Source organism: Colwellia sp. MB3u-45 (assembly GCF_014077005.1).
In the GTDB taxonomy this organism is placed as follows: domain Bacteria; phylum Pseudomonadota; class Gammaproteobacteria; order Enterobacterales; family Alteromonadaceae; genus Cognaticolwellia.
Genome location: NZ_JACGVC010000038.1, coordinates 35106 through 49208 on the forward strand (window position 1 = coordinate 35106; position 14103 = coordinate 49208).

The 14103-nt window shown below is 39.8% G+C and carries 9 protein-coding genes; 4 read left to right on the top strand and 5 right to left on the bottom strand.

Annotated elements, in window-relative coordinates:
- Positions 1–200: 200 nt before the first annotated feature.
- The 5 genes from H4J41_RS02730 to H4J41_RS02750 all read right to left on the bottom strand — a co-directional run bounded on the left by H4J41_RS02730 (position 201) and on the right by H4J41_RS02750 (position 7486).
- Positions 201–473 carry a DUF1145 domain-containing protein gene (locus tag H4J41_RS02730; protein WP_182134975.1) on the bottom strand — a complete coding sequence of 91 codons (273 nt, stop codon included), beginning with the start codon at positions 471–473 and terminating at the stop codon, positions 201–203.
- A 15-nt stretch (positions 474–488) separates the two neighbouring features.
- Positions 489–2114 (bottom strand): GMC family oxidoreductase, encoded by a 1626-nt coding sequence (locus tag H4J41_RS02735; protein ID WP_182134973.1) that lies wholly within the window; start codon positions 2112–2114, stop codon positions 489–491.
- A 74-nt stretch (positions 2115–2188) separates the two neighbouring features.
- Positions 2189–4153 carry an alkyl/aryl-sulfatase gene (locus H4J41_RS02740; protein ID WP_182134971.1) on the bottom strand — a complete coding sequence of 655 codons (1965 nt, stop codon included), beginning with the start codon at positions 4151–4153 and terminating at the stop codon, positions 2189–2191.
- Between the two features lie 99 nt (positions 4154–4252).
- Positions 4253–5614 carry a DUF1329 domain-containing protein gene (locus tag H4J41_RS02745; protein WP_182135039.1) on the bottom strand — a complete coding sequence of 454 codons (1362 nt, stop codon included), beginning with the start codon at positions 5612–5614 and terminating at the stop codon, positions 4253–4255.
- A gap of 30 nt (positions 5615–5644) precedes the next feature.
- Positions 5645–7486, bottom strand: coding sequence for a DUF1302 domain-containing protein (locus H4J41_RS02750; RefSeq protein WP_182134969.1), 1842 nt, complete (start codon positions 7484–7486; stop codon positions 5645–5647).
- A 207-nt stretch (positions 7487–7693) separates the two neighbouring features.
- On the opposite strand from H4J41_RS02750, the gene H4J41_RS02755 reads away from it, so the two are divergent.
- The 4 genes from H4J41_RS02755 (at position 7694) to H4J41_RS02770 (ending at position 13890) form a co-directional block, all read left to right on the top strand.
- Positions 7694–8719, top strand: coding sequence for an AraC family transcriptional regulator (locus H4J41_RS02755; RefSeq protein WP_182134967.1), 1026 nt, complete (start codon positions 7694–7696; stop codon positions 8717–8719).
- A gap of 263 nt (positions 8720–8982) precedes the next feature.
- Positions 8983–10116 (top strand): YCF48-related protein, encoded by a 1134-nt coding sequence (locus H4J41_RS02760; RefSeq protein ID WP_182134965.1) that lies wholly within the window; start codon positions 8983–8985, stop codon positions 10114–10116.
- A gap of 10 nt (positions 10117–10126) precedes the next feature.
- A complete protein-coding gene (locus tag H4J41_RS02765) occupies positions 10127–12475 on the top strand; it encodes an RND family transporter (protein WP_182134963.1) in 2349 nt (782 codons plus the stop codon).
- Positions 12475–13890, top strand: a complete 1416-nt coding sequence (locus tag H4J41_RS02770; protein ID WP_182134961.1) for a coniferyl aldehyde dehydrogenase — start codon at positions 12475–12477, stop codon at positions 13888–13890. The genes H4J41_RS02765 and H4J41_RS02770 overlap by 1 nt, the downstream gene beginning before the upstream one ends.
- The last annotated feature ends 213 nt before the right edge of the window (positions 13891–14103 follow it).

Genomic DNA, 14103 nt, shown 5'->3' on the forward strand with positions numbered 1-14103 from the left:
CTAGGTATAAAAAATCCTTACCAGAAGAGCTTACATTAGTTGTGTAAGCTCTTTTTTTATCTGGCTATTATGCTCTTTGTAGACTTAAGTATAGATTTAACTCGCGTTAAAATCCCATAAAAAAACCACAGCCAGTTGCCTGGATGTGGTTTTTATTTACCCTAACATATTGTTAAATAAATATTTTCATCTTAATCAACTTACTTTTTAGACCGCTTTAAAATCGGCAGCCAATAACCAAAGCCCCAAAGCATGGTTTGCAGAAAGTTCATGGCTAAACCACTTTGTTTTTTAAACTTAGCTTTCATCGAAAAAAACTCAATAAAGTGTACTAAAAGCGCCACACCCGCTAATGTAAAAGCATAAAGTTGATAGTCTGCTGGTAGTGGTGATAGCGATAATAAACCTAATATTGCCAAAACCCATAAACCGGTCAGTAAAGCTTTAAGACTATATATAACGACATTTAACATCTGCATATTCCTCAATTAATTTGCCAAGATCATCGCTGACACTTTTTCGGCAATCGCCATTGTTGGCGCGTTTGTGTTACCACTGATCAGCGTTGGCATAATTGAAGCGTCAACTACTCGCAGGTTTTTAATGCCATGAACTTTTAACTGATGATCAACCACCGCCATATCATCATGGCCCATTTTGCAGGTACCAACAGGGTGATACACTATGCCTAGGCGCTCTTTTACCTTAGCAAAAATTTGTTCATCGGTTTCAAAATCCTTGCCTGGATGCACTTCATTATCATAATGTTCGGCTAATGCCGGCGCGGTTAATATTTTACGCAACTGTCGCATACCATCAATCATCACCGCTTTGTCTTTGCCTGCTTGATCAGAAAAAAAGTTAAAATCAATCTCTGGTGCGTCTTGATAATTAGCAGATTTTAGCGATACCGTGCCAGTGCTTTCTGGCCGTAAAACACAAATATGACATGAAAAACCATGCTGTGATAAAAGTTTCAGATCGCGACCATTATCGTCATATAACAATGGCAACATATGTAATTGAATATCTGGCCTTTGCACCTGCTCACTTGATTTAAGAAAGCCACCTGCCTCTAAAATACTATTGGCCAGCTTACCTTTTTTACCCATGATATATTTCACCGTATCGGGTAGCATTTTCAGTAACCCGCTGACTGACACAGTAAAGCCATCTGTTTTTTTACTTTTGACTAAGATACAAGCATCAACATGTTCTTGTAGGTTTTTACCCACACCTTTAAGTTCATGAACACAATCAATACCCTGCTCGTTAAGTTCATTTTTATCACCAATACCCGAGAGCATTAATAACTGCGGTGAAGCGATAGTTCCACCACTTAAGATCACTTCTTTTTTAGCCGTTATGCTGCTCTTTTCACCTTTAATAACCACATCAACGCCATAGGCTTGTTGGTCTTTTATCAGTACCTTACTGACTTGTGCATCGGTTAATACAGTCAAATTTTCTCTAGCAAGTATCGGTAATAAATAGGCATGCGCCGCCGAGCAACGCTTACCATCTTTTATGGTGCACTGGTAATAGCCAACGCCTTCTTGATCACTGCCATTAAAATCATCGGTAAATTTAAAGCCCGCTTGTTTGCCCGCCTCAATATAACGTTTACTGATTTCATAAAAAACCGGCCGGTCAGTGACCTGTAAAGGCCCACTATCACCGTGCCATTCACTTGACCCGCGCTGGTTAGTTTCTGATTTTTTAAAGTAAGGTAACATATCGTCAAATGCCCAACCTTCATTGCCTAAAGCAGCCCAGTGGTCATAGTCTTGTTTTTGACCACGAAGATACAGCATGGCATTGGTAGCAGAACTACCGCCTAAACCTCTACCACGGGGCACAAACAAGGCAGCACCGTGACGAATATCACTTTTAGGCTTAGCATTAAAACTCCAATTGAACTTTTTCAAAAACATAAAGGCTGAAAAAGCGCCTGGGGTATTAACTAACATACTCTTGTTGTCACCACCGGCTTCTAATAAACAAACCGTAAATTTACCATTCTCGGTTAATCGATTGGCTAAAACACAACCTGCTGAACCGCCACCAACGATAATATAATCAAACTCGTTGGCTGATTTTTTTTGAGTGTTCATCACAAAAACCTCACTTGTTCAAATTGGGTTAATTCGTTTTTATATTTATATTTATATTTATTTTTATACTTATACTAGGGCGTCACAATATTGAACCAGAATGGAAATTCATCCATCATCATCAATAGCTGACCAAAGACTTTGCCATTGCCATCGAGCTGCATTTTTCCAGATTTAACCAATTGCCCAAAAGACTGTTGCTTTAACAGTAAAAGGTTTAAATCTTTACGGTCGATAGTGACCGTTAAGTCTGCGGCTTTGTCTTGAATATTTTCAATGTTATTTAAATGGGCATTACTTAACTCGACTAGGAATTTTTCATTACGGTCGGGGAAAACAAAATTAATTTTAAACTGATGCGCCAAGGCTTTGTCGGTATTTAACCGCACGCCCAGAAAATCAAAAATCAATTCACTACTCATAGCTTTGATGATATCTGGTCCAGCTTTAGTGGCTTTAGCCTGGGTAGGTATGCCGTGGCGCAATTCAAAAGCGGCCGCTAGATAACTATTACGCCAGCCGGCATTTTCAGCTTGGTAACCCAATTGTTCTAAGGTGTCTGCTTGCAGGTTTTTTGCTTGCTGATTTTCTGGCTGAGCAAAAACTAAGTGATTGAGTAACTCAGCTACCCAGCGATATTCGCCTTGATCAAAAGCTTTTTGCGCCTGAGCCAGTACCTTTTCTGCGCCGCCCATCAAGTCAATATATTTAACCGATGATTGCGCCGGACTCAACTTATTAAGCGTTGCCGGATTAGCGTCATAAAAACCTAAGTATTTATTGATAATACCTCTAACATTATGAGAATAAGAGCCATGGTAACCACGGTTATACCACTGGTGCGCTAACACGTCAGGTACCGCTAATTGGTTGTGTATTTCATTAATGGTGACGCCTTTGTTGGCAAGATTTAGCGTTTTATCATGTAGATAACCATACATATCACGCTGTTTCTCTAACACTTCTATAATGTATTCTTTGCCCCATCTTGGCCAAGAGTGCGAAGCAAACATGATGTCGCTATCCTGAGCAAAACGATAGATAACTTTATTTATAAACTTACTCCACGCTTGTGAGTCGCGTACTTCAGCGCCACGTAGGGTATAAATATTGTGCAGTGTGCCAGTAACATTTTCAGCCAACCAAAGGGTTTTAAATTGGGGGAAATAGGTGTTCATTTCAGCGGGTGATTCTGTCCCTGGGGTGTTTTGCATGACCATTTCAATACCATCAACAATAATGGTTTCTTCATCGGCCAAAATTTCTCTCGTCGGTGCAATCAAATCGATGTAGCCGGTAGATAAGCCTTTACCAATAGCGGCGTCAACTTGGCCTTTAGGACCTTTTGCCAGCGCGTTACCATATTGGTAGGTGGCACGACGCGTCATCGCATTGCCGGCTAAGACATTTTCTTTAATCGCGTGTGCCATAAAACCACGCGGGGCAATAATTTCTACGGCACCAGAATCAACTTGGGCTTGGCTAACCACGCCTTTTATACCACCAAAATGGTCAGCATGAGCGTGACTATACACTACGGCTTTTACCGGGAATTGACCTAGTTCTTCGGTCACAAGGGCTAATGCCGCTCTAGAGGTCGCCGCCGTTAATAGGGGATCAAAAATAATCCAGCCACTATCACCTTTAATAAAAGTAATATTGGCTAAATCGTAGCCTCTGACCTGATAAATGCGTTCGGTTACTTGATACAAGCCATAAGCCATATTTAACTTAGCTTGACGGAGTAAACTGGGGTTAACCGTGTCTATATTAGGGTTATTAAGTAAAAATTGATAATTACCGAGTTCCCAAACCACATTACCTGAGGTGTCTTTAATGATGAGTTTTTCAGGCCGTTTGATCAGGCCTTTTTCCGCCAAAGAGAAATCAAGTTTATCGCTAAAAGGTAAGTTTTTCAGTAATTGCGCTTGATGAGCAAGGGTATATTTACTGGCGGGTTTTAGCTCGGTATTAGCATGAGCAGCACCCATGGTGACGAATAAAGCACAATATAAAAATAAAAAAGTACGTTTGCACATATCATTTCTCTTAAATAAGCGATAAAAAAAGCTGATTAATGCGGTTGAAAATACATTCAACCCTATTAATCAGCTCGGTTCTACTTCACTTTACTTTAATTAACGACCTAAACGTCTAAGCGCTGAAGTTGAAAAGTCTTGTCTACTGACTTTTTCGCCCCAAATCATAAAGGTCGGCTCTTCATTACTTAAACCAGTCACCAAGTAGCGACCAGAATTTAAGTCGTGTAAGGTTTCAGCAACCATCCAAGGGGTATCAACATCATAGAATTGGATGTTGTGGGCTTCTGATAATTTCCACAATTCACCACGACCGTCATATTGATCGATAACAGAGGCGCCCCAAGTATCTTCATCAATAAAGAAAGTACGTTTAGCATAAATATGTCTAGCGCCTTCTTTTAATGTTGCCTCAACTTGCCAAACACGGTGTAACTCATATCTTAAATGCTCAGCATTTAGATGACCTTCTTGTATTAAGTCTTCATATTTTACTGTGGTATCGAGTAAGTTATATGAGTTATATGGGATATAAAGCTCTTTTTTACCGACTAACTTCCAGTCATAACGATCAGGAGCACCATTGTACATATCATAGTTGTCAGTCGCTCTTAAACCATCAGTACCTGCGCCTGGGCCGTCATAAGCCACATTAGGTGCACGACGAACACGACGTTGGCCTGCATTGTAGACCCAAGCTTTACGTGCTTCTTTCACTTGATCTATAGTTTCATGAACTAATAGCGCAGTACCTGTTAAGCGTGATGGCGCAGTAATTTCCTGAAGATAATAGAACAATATATTGGCATCTTCTTCAGCATCACGGCCGCCTTTTAAAAACTCAGGCCAAACTAATTGGTCATTCATTTTTACGGGTACAAATGAACCATTGGCTTGTACAGGAATCGTGGTCAAAAAACGTTTAGCCGTACCACCACGATAACGCGTGATGTGATTCCAAATAACTTCTGAGCCATTTTGCGCGATTGGAAAAGGGATAGTGGTATCAAAATTAGCGATACCATTACCCGATTGCACCAATTCAGCTGTGGTCGCATTTTTCTTCACAACATCATAAAGATCATTTGAGTAAGCGGCTGTTCTTCTGGTTTGATAAATAGGCATTGTATAGTCTGCATACTTTTCAAACATAGCAATTTGACCAGCACTTAAATTAGCTTTGTAATCACCAAAATTAGCGTTAGTAATTGAAAACAAAACCTTATCTTCTGCAAAAATGTTTGCGGGACGCCCTGAGTCTGCACTTGCTGTCGTATTTTTACTGGTTAGCCCACCTGTCCATGCCGGAATAGTACCCGAGGCATTAGCCGCCATTTCAGCACCTAATGGCGTTAGCGTTTTGCCTAATTGCTCAGCTTGCTCTGCAGTCACTTTGGCGAAGGTATAACTACTAACGAGTGATAGCATTAGTAAACTTGCTGTTGTAATATTTTTTTTCATCATAATTCTCTTATGTTTTTTGCAATATAACTAATATGAAATGCCAAATGACAGCGAAACTAAATCTTTATCTTCTAAATTGCTGTGACTACCACCTGAGTAGTTGTTGTAGCCTAGCGTCATAGAGTATTTTTGTTGATATGAAGCTTGCACAGAAACCCCTAGATTTTTGCGACCTTCATGAAATTGCTGACCTGGATCTGGCGAATAGCCACTCACATCATGGCCCCAAAAAATACTTGGCTCTAATGATATGCCTGCATAGACATCGCTATAAGTAAAAATAGCTTTCATGCGATAGCCCCAAGCATTATCGCTCACAAAACCATCGGCACGACAATCACCTGATAAAGCACCTGCGGCAACCAAATTGGTACAGTTAAAACCACCACCGGCATCAAAGTCACCTAAACCAAAGACAGAATTACGACCATAATGTTGATCAGAGTCTTCAACACCATCAGTTAAAATAACACCGACTTCACCAATAACGGTTATGCGAGAAGCTCCTAACCTGTTTTCAAAGAATTTAATCGCGGTGACTTGTAATTGGGTCACATCAAATTCATCCCAACCTTGAACTTCTTGGCCATAGCCAACAGCGGTAACTCTTGGGCTGAAACGTAATACCGGTGATTCAGACAAAGCACCATTTAATATTTCCGGACCACTAATTTGAATAGGCGTATCTGGCTTGTAAGAAACCTCACCTGATAAAGCCACACCGGCAACATTGGTGGCAAAACTAGCACCAAAGTATTTTAAGTCTTCAGGAAATTCAATATTATAACCAGGATTTAGTGCCGCTAAAGCGCCGCCTGTTGGGTCGACCATCTTAGGAACAAAAACCGGTGTAGGGCTTCCTGTTGCTAAAGGAACACTGGTACGAACAGCATTAATTAGTGGCACACGAGAGTGAATATTCATGTAGTACAAACCAAACTCAGTATCATTGAGTTCTTCAGCATAATAACGTGCCGCTATACCGTATTGACCACCGTCATCTGGTTCAACATCTGCTTGTCTTTCAGCAGCAAAACCTCCGGCTAAACCGGCTTGATCGCCAAAAGGTCCTACCGAAACAAAGTTACAACCAGAGGCGGCAAAATCTGCTCCTGAGAAATAAGTACCACAACCATCAATTTGAGTTTTTTCCCACTCATATTGATAAAAAGCTTCAATACTTAATTCACTGGTTAAACCTAAGTTAGCGTAGAGCATGCCAACCGGTAAAATACCTTCTTTTAATGTCGCGCCTGGGCGACGTAATGCGGCGACATCAAATGGGTTAGATGAGTTCATACCGCCTTGAATAAAGGTGCTTTCACCCCAGCTCACCACTTGGCGGCCTAAACGTACATCCAGAGGAGAGGTACCTATATCGAATGCGCCATAAACATAAGCATCAAGTAATGTTACACCTGAGAATTTAGTATTATCTTCAAAGCCATCATCACTTAATGGGGTATTTGGCGTGTAGCCATTGTTAGAATTACCATGAAGCACATCACTATCTTTAAGCGCATAGTCGTACCAATATTTAACACGAACAAAAGCACCAAAATTACCTTTACTCAACTGCAGATCATGCACACCTTTTATTATTTTCGAATAGGCATCATGCTTGGCATAGTTTAAGTTGCCATCATCTGTAGTTGATGTAAAACCTGTTCCACCATTGGTTTTACCAATAAAACGAGGGTCAGCATCACCCAGTCTCCAACTTGCGCCAATATCTAATTGTGAGTTGATTTGCAGTAGAATGTCATTGTCTTCACCAAAGTTAAAGTCTACGGCCTGCGCTGAGGATGTACCCAGTGCCATAGCAACAACCAGAGCTAATGGTTTGATTTTACAGTTATTAGTTAGCATTTTATTCGCCTGTTATTATAGTTGTAATAGGTCAGTTGTAATAGATAATGTAATGTTTTTTTAATGTAATTGTAATAGGTAATGTAATATTTCTTCCGCATTAACATTACGCCAATGTTTTAATTAATATTTCGCTAAATGCGCCAACCTATTGTCATTTCGTGCAATAGTCGTAAAATAGAAAAAAATCAAAATATAGGTAATGCAGTGCAAGATTATTATTCAACATTAACAGGCTGGATGATCCCTATTTCAAGGGCTATGCAAGCAAATAGCATTGACGCTGCAAAAGCGCTAAAAGAATGTGATATCTCTCTCGATGTCATGCAGGATCAAGAGTCTAGTATTGCTGCCGAAAAGTTTGCCCATTTACTTGAATATTGTAATAAAAAATTAGATCGTCATGATTTTTCTGTACTAGTAGCAGAGCAATTTCACCCAGGTATGTTTCATGCATTAGGTTATGCCATGATGTCTTCAAATACCTTGTATGATGCACTGGAGCGTATTGCTCATTACAAACGTGTGGTGTCAAACACTTGCCAATTAGTTAATCATGAACGCAATGAACACTTAGTCTTTGAAATGAACATTTTTACCTATGAATCAACTAACAGACCCGTACTATCACAAGAAATTGTCGAAACTTTTCTAGCGACCATTATCCGCTTTTCCCGCGAGCTTGTTACCTTAGACTTTGCGCCGGTAAAAGTTTGTTTTGCTTACCCTACTCCCCGATATGATGTGTCTTATTTAAACAATTTTTTTAACTGTGAAGTAGAGTTTGATAGCAACCAAACCGCGATTATCTTTGATCTAAAGCAAACGAAAGAAAAATTACTTTGTGGTAATCCCTTAATCACTCATAGCCATGAAAAAATGCTTGACGAATTTATGGCTAGAGTTGATAAAAATGATTTAACACATATCATCAAAAACAAAATTTTTGAACTATTACCACTTGGCGCACCATCACAAACTGAAATAGCTGAATTTCTTGGGATGAGTTTGCGTAATTTGCAACGCAAATTAAATGACCAAGGGACAAGTTATAAAGAAATATTAGAAAGCACGCGCAAAAAATTAGCGATGAATTACATTACTCAAAAACATTTAAGCTTAAGTGAAATTGGCTATTTAGTGGGTTTTTCCAGTGTCGGTAATTTTAATCGCGCTTTTAAACGCTGGACCAATCAAACCCCTGGTGATTATCGACAAGGTCGTAAAACATAGAAAATTAGCGCTCAATTTTTCTAAAACTGCATACATCTGCAGTTTGGCTGGCGTGTGTATAAGGGCTATCATCAGTTTAAAGCTTTGAAGATAATAAAGTTAAATTGATGCTAGCGATATCACATAGTCCAAATTCAGCGGCAAAAATCCCATCAAAAATTAACTGTGTTGCAAAGATAATCATTTGGCACGTTTAACACCTCTAAATTAAATTGTTATCATCAATACTAGTCAGTAGATTTATATAACTTATTAGGACTTTTATGCGCCCATCTTATATTGCTCTTAGCGTGATAAACTTATTTTTTCTCGCACAGCTTAATTTAGCTGAAGCGAAAACTAGCTTAGATTTACTTGAGTTACCCGCTAAGCAAAGCGCTTTAGCCAGTAAAAGTGTACTGATGGCAATGACGCCTAATAATAACGCTATTCTAGCGGTAGGTGAACGTGGCCATATTATTAACTGGAAAAGCCAGTCAGATTGGCAGCAACAACAGTCCCCGGTGAGTGTATCTATAACCAATATCAGGGTATTGTCTAACGGCAGCAAAATAGCCGTGGGGCATGATGGTGTCATTCTAAAAAGTGCCCCTGAAAGTAACACTTGGCATAAAGTATTTACTGGCGCTGAGCTGACTAAGCTTAAAATAGCCCAGGTAAAAGCACAACATAAAGCCCTGCAGTTAGTGATAACGAATACGCAAGATGAAGACGAACTTGATGAGCTAACCTACCAACTTGAAGACTTAGCCTTTGCCATTGAAGATAACCAATTAGAATTAATCTCTGGCCCCAACAAACCGCTTTTATCTGTTACAAGTACCGCTAACGACACCCTATTTGCTACTGGTGCTTACGGCTCATTTTTGACCAGCAATGACCAAGGAGAAACTTGGTCATTAATCAGTAAGCGCCTTGATAACCCTGACAGCTTTCATCTGAATTCTGTAATTACCACCCCTGATGATCAGTTATATATTGTTGGCGAAAATGGCATGGGCTTTCACTCTGACAATCAAGGTGAAACTTGGTCGTCAATGGCTTTACCCTACTCTGGCAGCCTATTTGGCATTATCGCCAATCCGACAAACTCTGCTCAACTGGTGGCTTTTGGCTTACAAGGTAATCTGATGGTATCGCTTGACGGTGGCGCGCATTGGCAACATAAAAAGCTACCCACTAGCGCTAGCTTACTCGGCGGCACCTTCTCTAAACAAGGTAAAGCTTACTTAGTGGGACACGGGGGCTTAATTGTCGATTTACTCCCTGAAGACCTCAGCACATTGACGATTAATAAACATCCTTCAGGTGCAGCACTTTCAAGTGTTTTAGTGCAAGAAAATTCATTAGTTCTCGCCGGACAATTCGGTATTTTAACCTGGTTACTTAAGCAGTAAGGGCAAACTTATGTCAGAGAATAAACCCGTTCATTCGGCTAGCAAGTTAGAGCAACTTATAGAGAAATTCGTCTTTGGTCATCGCGCGATAGTGATGACCATTATTGCCGTTTGTATCGCTTTACTGACCATTCAAGCGGTTAACGTTAAGCCCGAAGCTAGCTTTACTAAAATGATCCCCGGTGATCATCCTTTTGTAAATAATTTTTTAACCTATCGAAAAGAACTGGCTGATTTAGGTAATGTGGTTCGCATTGTGGTAGAAAATAATCAAGGTGACATTTTCAATGCTGATTTTCAACAAACCTTAAAGCAAGTTACTGACGAAGTTTTCTATATTCCAGGCGTAAGTCGTGATGGTCTTAAATCATTGTGGACACCTAATGTTCGCTGGCAAGAAGTCACCGAAGAAGGTTTTGTTGGTGGCGCCGTAATCCCCGATGGTTATGACGGTTCGGCTGAAATGATAGAGCGCGTTAAAGCGAATATCTTTAAATCAGGACAAATAGGCGTGTTAGTGGCTAATAATTTCCAATCAGCCATTATTTTAGCACCCTTGCAAGACATCAACCCTGAAACAGGTTTGCCGCTTGATTACCGAGAGCTGTCAAAGATTTTAGAAGAAAAGATACGTGACAAATACAGTAGCGACAATATCACTATTCGTATTGTTGGCTTTGCAAAAGTGGTCGGTGATTTAATCGATGGCGCTTTACAGGTTGTCGCCTTTTTCGTTTTAGCCGTGCTTATTACCTTTGTATTATTATGGTTTTATTCGCGCTGTATACGCAGCACAGTGTCGGTATTAGTCTTCTCTATTTTTGCCGTATGTTGTCAACTGGGTATTCTGAATTTACTCGGTTTTGGTATTAACCCTTATTCAATGTTGGTGCCCTTTTTAGTTTTTGCTATTGGTGTTAGCCACGGCGTACAAATTATCAATTCAATTATTCACCATAGCGTCACTGGCGCTAATAAAATTGATGCGGCCAAACTTGCTTTTCGCTCACTCTATATTGCGGGCATTACCGCTTTAGTCAGTGATGCTATCGGTTTTACCACCTTAATGGTGATTGATATTGAAGTGATCCGAGAACTCGCCATAGCCGCCAGTATTGGTGTCGCGATTATTATTGTCACCAACTTAGTTGCACTACCTATTTTAATGAGTTACATCGGTGTTTCTCCCGCTGGTTTAAAATACGCCCAAAAATCAGCTCATAAAACCGGTATTGTTGAGCGTTTGTTTAAAAACTTTGCTAAACCGCCACTTGCAAAAGTAGCGATAGCTGTTGGCATTATTCTTTTTGCTTTAGGGCTTTATTTCTCACAAGCTATGCAAATTGGTGATTTAGACGCCGGAGCACCCGAGCTAAGACCTGATTCCCGCTACAACTTAGACAATGCTTATATTGTTGAAAATTACAGTACCAGTACCGACCTATTTGTCATTATGGTTAAAACTGAAGTTGAGCAATGTGCTCAATATCAAAACCTAGTGTGGGTCGATCAATTTCAATGGCATTTACGCAATGTGCCTGGTGTACAAGCGGTAAAATCTGTTGCCGATGTGTCAAAATTTGGTCTGTTTGGTATGAACGAAGGCTCATTAAAATGGTACGGCTTAAATCGCAACCAGTTAATGACCAACGCTTCCTTGTCTAAAACACCACAAGGTTTGATGAACAAAGATTGCTCTATGGTGCCCGTGCTGGTCTTCCTTAATGATCATAAAGCACAAACCCTAGACAATGTGGTTAAAGCGGTAGAAGTATTTAAAGCTGAAAACCAAGTTGATGGGGTCGAATTTCTGATGGCTGCCGGTAATGCCGGTATAGAGTCTGCCACTAATATGGTGATTGAAGATGCACAAACTGAAATGCTAGTTTGGGTATATGCCATTGTTATTATTATTTGCTTAATCACCTTTAGAAGTGGTCGCATCGTGGTTTGTATTATCACGCCATTAATTTTAACCAGTATCATGAGCCAAGGTTTAATGGGCGTTTTAGGTATTGGCGTAAAAGTTGCCACCTTACCTGTCATTGCCTTAGGTGTGGGTATTGGTGTTGATTACGGTATTTATATTTTCAGTAAAGTTAAAGAAGCACTCGGCCAAGGTAAATCGTTATACATGACTTATCGCTACGCTTTAAACCAAACAGGTAAAGCCGTTGCTTTTACCGGTATAACCTTAGCGATTGGTGTAGCTACTTGGGTATTTTCACCGATAAAATTCCAAGCCGACATGGGTATATTACTAACTTTCATGTTTATTTTTAACATGTTAGGAGCACTAACACTGATTCCAGCTCTTGCATGGTTACTGAAGATAGGCTCTAACAAGGATAAGAAATAATGACTGAAATAATCACACAAACAGCCTTAAATGAGACTTTTTTACAACAAAAAGCATTTTTTGCTCAGCATACTTATCCTAGCTATCAAGAGCGCATTAGCGACTTAATCAAGTTAAAAGCGCTTATTGTTGATAACCAAGACGCTTTTATTGCCGCCATGAGCGAAGATTTTGGCCATCGTAGTGCTGATGATTCAAGAATAGGTGATATTCTCACCACCGTCATGGGTATTAACTATGCAATAAAAAAATTAAAAAACTGGATGAAGCCTGAAAAAAGACATATCGGGATTTTATTTCAACCGGCAAAAGGTCAGGTTATTTATCAACCTAAAGGTGTTGTTGGTATTATCGCGCCATGGAATTATCCGGTATTTCTGACCTTAGGGCCGTTAACAACAGCATTAGCCGCAGGTAATACTGCGATGATAAAAATGAGTGAATACACAGCTATCACCAACAGCTTATTAGCCAAGTTAGTGGCTAAGGTGTTCCCGAGTAATCAAGTGGCGATAGTGTGTGGTGAAGCTGACATGGCGGCGGCATTTTCAGCTTTAAGTTTCGATCACTTATTTTTCACTGGCTCAACCGGTGTCGGTAAATTAGTGATGAAAGCTGCCGCTGAAAATCTAGTCCCTGTGACCTTGGAATTAGGCGGTAAATCACCGACCATTATTGATGAAGACATCGATATAAAAACCGCAGTCAGTCGATTAATTTTAGGTAAAACGCTTAATTCTGGCCAAACTTGTGTGGCGCCAGATTATATTTTTTGCCCACAAAGTAAAGTATCAGAGTTAACTCAAGCTTTTCAAAGCGCTTATCAAAGTATGTACCCTAATACGCTAGAAAATGACGACTGCACTTGTATCATAAATGATGGACAAAAAGCCCGAATTGATGGTTTATTAACTGACGCTAAAGCCCAAGGGGCGACCATAATACCCTTGAGCCCAACCAGCAGTGATAGCGCGTCAAGAAAAATGCCTTTAACACTGCTCACCGATGTTAATGATGACATGAGCGTGATGCAGCAAGAAATTTTTGGCCCCTTATTACCTATTATTGGCTATAACAATATTGACGAAGCCATTACTTATATCAATAGTAAACCGCGTCCACTGGCCTTGTACATTTGCAGTTTTAACAAGGCATTTCAACAACAGGTGTTATTAAATACTCATGCCGGTGGTGTCTGTATTAATGATGCCGCTTTTCATGTCGCTATTGATGATTTACCTTTTGGTGGTATTGGTGCCTCTGGCATGGGGCAATATCATGGTAGTGAAGGTTTTAAAACTTTCTCGCACGGTAAATCGGTACTTTCACGAGGAAAAATAAGCCTAGGGACATTATTATTTCCCCCGTTCGGTAATAAAATTCATCAAATTTTGTTTAAATTATTTATTCGTTAATTAACCTCATGAGTAAATAATTTACTCATGACACTTTTATTAAGTTTTTGATCTTTTTTTCGCAAAGAAAATAAATCAGCCCGATGTTTATGGTTGCAGACTAAACATAAGTACCTGCAGCCCTTTAGCAGCAATACTTGAATATTGTGATTGATAGCACCGCTGCCGTGATGTATTTTAACCGCTACGACTGATCAATAACTTAATGAAATT

What these genes read in the sequence shown, in the direction of transcription:
- H4J41_RS02730 (WP_182134975.1), bottom strand. Translation starts at nt 473, where the DNA reads ATGTTAAATGTCGTTATATATAGTCTTAAAGCTTTACTGACCGGTTTA.
- H4J41_RS02745 (WP_182135039.1), bottom strand. Translation starts at nt 5,614, where the DNA reads ATGAAAAAAAATATTACAACAGCAAGTTTACTAATGCTATCACTCGTT.
- H4J41_RS02740 (WP_182134971.1), bottom strand. Translation starts at nt 4,153, where the DNA reads ATGTGCAAACGTACTTTTTTATTTTTATATTGTGCTTTATTCGTCACC.
- H4J41_RS02750 (WP_182134969.1), bottom strand. Translation starts at nt 7,486, where the DNA reads ATGCTAACTAATAACTGTAAAATCAAACCATTAGCTCTGGTTGTTGCT.
- H4J41_RS02760 (WP_182134965.1), top strand. Translation starts at nt 8,983, where the DNA reads ATGCGCCCATCTTATATTGCTCTTAGCGTGATAAACTTATTTTTTCTC.
- H4J41_RS02765 (WP_182134963.1), top strand. Translation starts at nt 10,127, where the DNA reads ATGTCAGAGAATAAACCCGTTCATTCGGCTAGCAAGTTAGAGCAACTT.
- H4J41_RS02735 (WP_182134973.1), bottom strand. Translation starts at nt 2,114, where the DNA reads ATGAACACTCAAAAAAAATCAGCCAACGAGTTTGATTATATTATCGTT.
- H4J41_RS02770 (WP_182134961.1), top strand. Translation starts at nt 12,475, where the DNA reads ATGACTGAAATAATCACACAAACAGCCTTAAATGAGACTTTTTTACAA.